The 7,309-nt window shown below is 54.3% G+C and carries 5 protein-coding genes; 1 reads left to right on the forward strand and 4 read right to left on the reverse strand.

What is annotated here, in order from left to right; all coding sequences use genetic code 11:
• From VEI96_10355 to dsrA, 4 genes are all read right to left on the reverse strand, one after another.
• Positions 1–1,397: cobyrinate a,c-diamide synthase (locus VEI96_10355; GenBank protein HXX58390.1), on the reverse strand; the 1,397-nt coding region annotated here is incomplete at its 3' end.
• 117 nt (positions 1,398–1,514) lie between these two features.
• Positions 1,515–1,733, reverse strand: a complete 219-nt coding sequence (locus VEI96_10360) for a hypothetical protein (GenBank protein HXX58391.1) — start codon at positions 1,731–1,733, stop codon at positions 1,515–1,517.
• A gap of 88 nt (positions 1,734–1,821) precedes the next feature.
• On the reverse strand, positions 1,822–2,892 hold the full coding sequence (gene dsrB / locus VEI96_10365) for a dissimilatory-type sulfite reductase subunit beta (GenBank protein HXX58392.1): 1,071 nt from the start codon (positions 2,890–2,892) through the stop codon (positions 1,822–1,824).
• 31 nt (positions 2,893–2,923) lie between these two features.
• On the reverse strand, positions 2,924–4,108 hold the full coding sequence (gene dsrA, locus VEI96_10370) for a dissimilatory-type sulfite reductase subunit alpha (GenBank protein ID HXX58393.1): 1,185 nt from the start codon (positions 4,106–4,108) through the stop codon (positions 2,924–2,926).
• A gap of 271 nt (positions 4,109–4,379) precedes the next feature.
• On the opposite strand from dsrA, the gene smc reads away from it, so the two are divergent.
• A partial coding sequence (smc, locus tag VEI96_10375) for a chromosome segregation protein SMC (protein ID HXX58394.1) occupies positions 4,380–7,309 on the forward strand: 2,930 nt, incomplete at its 3' end.

Below are 7,309 nucleotides of genomic sequence, written 5' to 3' on the forward strand. Positions count from 1 at the left end.
CTGTATGCCCCCGCCTGCCGTACCATGCCTTCAGCCCACTCCCGTGCACCAAGGGCATGGAGATGCGTGTAGGTGGCGAGGACATTCCGAAAGCAGATGCCGTCTTGTTTCTCCTCTATGCCCTGTCCCCGTTTCATCCGAAAGGCATAGGCGACTCCATGAGGGTTTTTCAAGGAGTTGACGGGTTTTGAATAGTGAAACTCATGTCCTTTCAGGATGGTGCCTTCAGGATAGAATGGGTTCTTATTCACAACCTCCACGATGGAGTAACCGTGAGCCTGGGGTTTCTTTTCTAGGGAAAAGACCAGGGGAAAGATTCCCGCCATGGGATATGTCCGTTCCCCGAGGAGGAGCCCCTGACCCAGGTACATGAGTCCTCCGCACTCCGCGTAAACGGGAAGTCCATCCATGACGGAGGTCTTCAGAGAGTCACGGAAACGGACATTTTCCGCGAGCGCTATCGCATGGGTCTCGGGAAAGCCGCCGCCGATGTAGAGCGCATCGATGTCAGGGAGTTGCCCCTCATTCAGCGCACTTATCTCGACGAGGTCCGCACCGAGCGCGGCAAGCTCCTCGAAGTTGTCGGGATAATAGAACTGGAATGCCGAATCCCTGACGATGCCGATCCGTACTTCTTTTTTCTTCTCCTTTGCCACGGGTCCCGCTGCTCCGATCGTTTCCAGCGCTCCCGCGCCCCCCGCTATCTTCAGAATCGCGTCGATATCGAGGTACGCTTCAGCTATGCCCTCCACAAACGAGATGGCGCGAGCAGTGTCCGGATGCTCCTGGTATGGTGTCAACCCCATGTGGCGCTCGGGAAATTCCTCTGAAGATAGTCTCGGGATCGCGCCGAGCACGGGCAGGGAACAGTACCTCTCGATCGATGACCTTATCACCCCTTCATGTCTCGCGCCGGAGACCTGATTCAGGACCACTCCTCTGATCGGCACATCCTTATCCAGGTTCAGACACCCCAGGACGAGAGCAGCCGTTGTCCGCGTCATCTTCGTGCAGTCGATGACCAGGATGACCGGGGCCTTCAGCAACTTTGCAAGTTCCGCGGTGCTGTATGAACCTTCTGCGTCCATCCCGTCATAGAGACCGCGGTTCCCTTCGATGACCGCGATATCGCCGGTGGAATGGGAGAGGAAGGAGGCCAGCACCTTCTCCTTTGCGAAGAGAAAGGGGTCGAGGTTATAACAGGGATTCTTTGCTGCAAGGGACATCCACCCGGCATCGATATAATCGGGGCCTTTCTTAAACGGTATCACCTTGAGCGCCCGTTGTGACGCTAGAGCGGCGATTAATCCGAGGGAAACGGTTGTCTTTCCGGAACCTCCCCTGGTCCCTGCTATGATGATTCTTGGATAGTTGCTCACCTTCTTATTATAACGCATATCCTGGAGCCGCTCGACGACATTGCTCCGGGAACGGTTAGGGCGGCGATGGCAACAAAAAAGCGGTCCGCTCTTTCGGCGCGGACCGCTTTTCAGATGAATGAAAGAATTATTGAGTTACTCTTTCGGCGGTATCTCTACGAAACTGCCCCCGAAATAGGTATAGATTAATTTCCCCTCGTCGACGAGATCTTTTAACGCGTCTTTTACTTCATCTCTTGTAATTCCGGCCTCAGCAGATATGGTCTTCTGAATATCAGAAGATTTCAGCTTCTTTTTGCCGACGGATTTCTCGACCAACTCGTAAATCTTCTTCTTGACTTCTTCTTTTTCCATTCTGCCACCTCGTTGAGCTCTCTGGTTAATACTCTGTGGAGGGGGATTACCCCCTCCACCCTAGATTATATACCCTATTGCCCGGCTCTTACCACTTGAAGGTTGCCGATGTCCTGAAGGTCTCCCGCGCGATCGTAAAGTCATCGATATGCTGGTAGGTAAAGGGCAATCCCGTAAGTTTGAAGAATTTCTCCCAGCCTATCCTCTCGATCCACTCTCCTACCCTTTCGTAGTTTTTTGCCCCTGCGACATAGGTGTCGAGGATCATCTTCACGGTCGCGGTCACTTCAGGCCATCTCGGAGGGTTGTTCTTAATGAAGGGAACGGCGAGCTTCGAGAACTTCGGACTCGTCCTGAGGTTCCCTATCTTACCGCCGACCACAATCGCCACACCGTCGTTCTCCGGGTCATGAATCTCCATCGGAGGGCAGACGGTAAAGCAGTTGCCGCAGTACATGCATTTATCAGCGTTGACCTTGACGCTCTTCTTCCCGGGATCGGGGCTGATAGCTCCGGTCGGGCATGCGGCGATCGTCGAAGGGATTTCGCAGACATTCTTCACCTTATCGTGGTCAATTACGGGGATCTTCCTGTGTACCGCGACGACGGCGATATCCGAGCAATGGACCGCGCCGCACATATTCACGCAGCAGGCGACGGCGAGTCTCACCTTGCCCGGCAGTTCCTTCGTCGTAAAATAATCTGCGAATTCGTCCATGAGGCACTTGACGAGGCCGGAAGCGTCCGTGCAGGCTGAATGGCAGTGGACCCATCCCTGGGTATGGACGATATTGCTGATCCTTGAGCCGATACCCCCGACCATGTACTTCTTGCTCTTGAGTTCTTTCTGGAGCGGCTCGAGGTTCTTCTCGTCGGAGACGAGGAGTTCCACATTATTCCTGGTCGTAAATCTGATATAGCCTCCGCAATACTTTTCGGCCATATCGGAAAAGTCCCTGATCGTCTCCGTGCTGAGGAGCCTCGGCGACGCGACCCTCACGGACCAAACCTTATCACCACTGTTCCCCACGTGGACCATGACGCCCGGAGTCAATACTTCGTGGTACTTCCAATCACCGTAATTCTTCTGCATCACAGGCGGCAAGAAATCCTTGTAATGGGGCGGCCCTATATCTGTTCTTCTCTGCGGTGCTGACATAACCTTCCTCCTTATATGGAATTCGATTCGTTTATTTCTGGAGATCTTCCTCTGTCCAGAAGAAGAATGGGTCTCTTCTCGGCTCCTTCACCTGCTGCGGCATCGGGTCTACCCCGATGAACTCCAGGAACTCCCTCATCCCGCGACGTATGATGAGTTCGCCGATCCGCTCCCTGTTCTTGCCGTTCTCGTCCCAGTACTCCCACATCTTCCTGACGAGTTCCTTAAGCTCCGTATAGGGCGGCTCCATCTTCATGAACGGGATGACGACCCAGGAGAGGGTCGCTCCGATAACGAACGGAGCCTTGCTCCCGATGAGGATCGTCGCGCCCTTTTCTCCCGTCGGCTTCAATGCCTTTGTCATCTTCGCGATACAGTGCATGCACCGCACACAGTCCTCGTCGTTTATCTTCAGTTGCTTTCCATCGTAGCTCATACACCTGCTCGGGCAGCGGTTGACGATATCGTCTGAAATATTCATGCCCTTCTTTGCGTAGTTTGCGACCTCAGCCTGATCGATCGCTATCTTGCCTTTCCAGGTCCCGATGATGGAGCAGTCCGCGCGGGCTATGGATGCGATGCAGTCGACGGCACACCCTGCTGTCTTAAACTTAAACTTATAGGGGAAGGCCGGCCTGTGCATCTCGTCCTGAAATTCCTGGGTTATACTGTAGTTTATGTCGAGGGTATTGATATTCGACCACTCGCAGCGTGCCGGTCCGACGCAACAACTCGGGGTCCTCATGGCGGAACCGGAACCCCCGAGGTCCCAACCGCGTGAGGTGAACTCTGCGAAGATGGGTTCGAGGTTCTCCGTCGTCGTCCCGAGGAGAACGAGGTCGCCGGTAGAGCCGTGAAGGTTCGTAAGGCCGCTCCCGTACTTATCCCAGATGTCGCACATCTCCTTCAGAAACTTCGAGGTATAGAAGAAGGCCGAAGTCGAGTTGATTCTGACGGTATGAAAATTTGCGACGTTCGGAAACTCGTTAGGAAGGGATGAATACCTCCCGATAACGCCCGAGCCGTATCCGCGGACACCGACGATCCCTCCGTGTTTCCAGTAACCACGCTTATCCCGGTAAGACTTTTCGAGCTGCCCGAGCTCATCGGCAGCCATATCGCTTTTCTTCGCTGCCTTCCTGATTTCCGTTACGAAGCTCGGGAACTCTCCCTTTTCCAGCTCATTCAAGAGCGGAGTATCATACTTCTTCGGCATAACATCCTCCTTTGTATGGTATTCTTCAGAGTACTCTCTGGGAATGGGAATACTGAGAATGATAAAAGGGTAATATACGCATTCCTTTACGGTCAAATAAATAAATTTAATCGGCGAATCATATTTGCTTATTCATATCGGGCCGCGGCCGCAGAGGCTCGTCAGAGGGTATGGAAGAGGAATCCGGAGCCGTCGATTACCTCATTCCTTCACTTGTCAGAAATGCCGGCCAGAAGGTATACTACCTATCAAAAAATCTCTCTGGACAACTATGCGGATAGAAAAAATCGAACTCATCGGATTCAAATCCTTTGTCGAGAAGACGACCTTCAATCTCCACCCCGGAATAACCTGCATCGTCGGACCGAACGGCTCGGGGAAGAGCAATATAGTGGATTCCTTCCGTTGGGTCCTCGGCGAGCAGAGCGCAAAGAGCCTGAGGGGAGATAAGATGGAGGAGGTCATATTCAACGGCTCAACCACCAAGAAACCGCGGGGGATGGCCGAAGTGAATCTCATGCTCCTCTTCGATTCTCCCGAGGAGAGTAACGGGAATTCCCGCTCTCAGACTTCTGTGTCGAGGAGGCTTTACCGATCGGGTGACAGCGAGTACCTCATTAACCGAAATGCCTGTCGCTTGAAGGATATACGGGACCTTTTCCTCGATACGGGACTCGAAGTGAGAAGCTACTCGATCCTTGAACAGGGAAGGATCAGCGAGATACTGAACTCCAAGCCGCAGGAGAGGAGGTTCCTTATAGAGGAAGTGGCGGGGGTCATGAAGTACAAGGTCCGAAGGGCAGAGGCGCAGTCCAAACTCGAATCGTCACGGTCGAACCTGCAACGAATACAGGATATCGTCGTCGAGGTGAGGCGCCAGATAAACTCACTCGACAGGCAGGTCAAGAAGGCGGAACGCTTCAAGAAACTCTCTGCCGAGGCACGGGACGTCGAACTGAGGCTGGCGAAGCGAGACTACCGTGAGCTCAAGGATTCCCTCGACAGCGTTACAGCCCAGTGGGCCGCTTCGAAGGAGAACGAAGCAGTCGTGAGGGCTGAGCTCGATACCATCGAAAATACCAGGGAATCGAAGCGGATCGTCCTCCTCGAAAAAGAGAAATCGCTCGAATCCCTCACGTCTGATCTGCACGGACTCGAAAGGGAGATAGCAGAAGGCGAGAGGGCGATCGCAGTACTCGAGACGGAGAAAAACCACCTGAAGGAGTCCCTCAACAGACTGTCCCTTGAGGAGACGGAGATCATCCGGAAGATAGGAGAGGTCGAAGAGAGGAAGGTCGAACTGACGGCGACGGAAACGGGTCTCAGCGGGGAGATCGATAACCTGAAAATAGAGCTTTCTGAAAAGAATGAGACGATACGGGTGATGGAAGAAGAGCTCTCCGAGAAGGGAGAACTCATCGAATCGAAGCGGAGGGAGGTCTTCAGGATAGCGGAAGATTTAAGCCATCTCAGGACGGAAATCGGAAGGTGCTCGACTTCCCTCGAGAATCTCGAGAAAAAGGCGGCATCGGCTTCGAGGGAATCCGAGGCTGCAGCCCAACAGCTGACTTCAGTGGAGGAAGCGGCCCGACTCACGGATCAGACGCTTATCGGTAAGAACAATGAGCTCCTCTTGCTCACGGAGAAGAAGGAGAAGCTCATTGGCGATATAGAGGCATACCGCGGAAGGCTCGACGATGTGAGGGCGAAGATAGCGACGGCGAGGGAGGCCTTCGCATCGGCATCGTCACGACTCGGCTCTCTCAGGGAGATCATGCATGAGGAGTTCTCGAAAGAGGTACTGACCGAGGCGGAGAAGCTCCACATCCTCGCTTCGATTGCGGAGGTTATCGAGGTCGAGGAGGCATACGAAAGGACGATAGAAAACGCCCTCGCCGAAAAGGTGAACGGGTTTATCCTGCCCTCCTTTGAAGACGTCTCCGTCGCCGCATCCCTCTTCAGGCAAAAAGGGATCGGCAGGACCGTTTTCATCCCGCGGGACGGAATCGCTGCTGAGAGCGGCGGTTCGGACAGTATAGCGCGGCATGAGCTCGTTGCGGGAAGGGCCCTCGACTTTGTGAAGGTCCAGAGAGACAGGGAGGTCTTCTCGCCTGTCATCGAAGCGCTTCTCGGCAAGGTATTGGTGGTCCGGGACCTGTCAGCGGCTTTCTCGCTCCATGATGCGGATAACCGTTTCACCTTCGTGACCCTTGAAGGGGAGATCGTTGAACAGTCGGGTGCGGTCATCCTCGGTGAGGGTAAGGGCATTCTCAGAAGAAAGAGGGAGATCAGAGAGCTCGACTCGCTCATCTCTCACAGAAAGGCGGAGATCGAAGACCTTGAGGGGTCGCTCGTTCAGAGCGAGGCTGCTTTCCAGGAGAAAAAGGGATTTCTGAAAGACGTCGAAGCAGCTATTATCGATGGGGAAAAGGAGATCTCACTCCTCAGGCTCACCGCCGATAACCAGAGCGGGGAGCGGGAGAAGATAAACAGAAAGCTCGCGTATCTCCACATCGAACAGGGAGAGGTCAGCCGGGAGAAGGAATCGCTGAATGCCGTAATGCGGGAAAAGGTAACAGAGGCGGAAAAGGTAGAGGCGAAGAAGGCAGAAGCCGAACAGCTGATATCGGATATGCAGAATGCGATAGCGCAAAACAGGGAGCGCTATGAGACGGAGCGCGCATCCGTTACCGAACTGCGCCTGTCCCTCAACTCTTACCGTGAGCGCATGGAGTCTCTCCGGAAAGATCTCGAGAACGCACTGAATATGCTCGCCGATTACAGAGGCACCATGGACCGGATCGTTCAGGAGAAGACGGATGTCGAAGCGGGGATCGTCCGGCACGGAAACGATATCGAGAAAAGCAACGAGGCCTTGAAGACGCTCATAGTCAAGGCCGACAGCCTCAAGGCGGTCATCGCTGAAAACAGGGAGACGATCCGTGCGGAGTCTGAGGACCTCACCCGCATTGAACAGGAGGCGAAGGCTCTCCGCAGCAGGCTTGATACCCTGACCGCCAGAGTGGCGGAGGCGGAGGTCTCTCTGGCGGAGCACCGCGTTAAGCTCGAAAACCTGTCGGAGGGCGTCAGGCAGAATTATGGCATAGAGATAGACACCCTTGAGGTTGAGCCGGTCGCCCCCGAAGATGAAGGGCGTCTGGCGGAGATACGGGAAAAGATCCAGGAGCTGGGAATCGTGAA

Source organism: Thermodesulfovibrionales bacterium (assembly GCA_035622735.1).
Lineage (GTDB): Bacteria > Nitrospirota > Thermodesulfovibrionia > Thermodesulfovibrionales > UBA9159 > DASPUT01.